Below are 346 nucleotides of genomic sequence, written 5' to 3'. Positions count from 1 at the left end.
CTTGCTGCACTTAACGGTGAAGCTGGTCAGTTCGGTGAAGATGCAGTTGTTGCTCTTGTTGAAGCGCTTGACACTTACATCCCAGAGCCAGAGCGTGCTATTGATAAAGCATTCTTAATGCCAATCGAAGACGTATTCTCTATTTCTGGTCGTGGTACAGTAGTAACTGGCCGTGTAGAAGCTGGTATCGTGAAAGTAGGCGAAGAAGTTGAAATCGTAGGTATCAAAGACACAGTTAAAACGACAGTAACTGGCGTTGAAATGTTCCGTAAACTTCTAGACGAAGGTCGTGCGGGCGAGAACTGTGGTATCTTATTACGTGGTACTAAGCGTGAAGACGTACAAC

1 protein-coding gene is annotated in these 346 nt (G+C 45.4%); it reads left to right on the top strand.

Going from position 1 to position 346, the window contains the following annotated elements:
• A partial coding sequence (locus AC1M9M_RS14845; RefSeq protein WP_481596713.1) for an EF-Tu/IF-2/RF-3 family GTPase occupies positions 1-346 on the top strand: 346 nt, incomplete at both ends.

It is taken from the genome of Acinetobacter sp. ANC_7503, from assembly GCF_056780035.1.
Note: the sequence above shows the minus strand (reverse complement) of the source record. Positions and strands in the feature narration are given on the sequence as shown.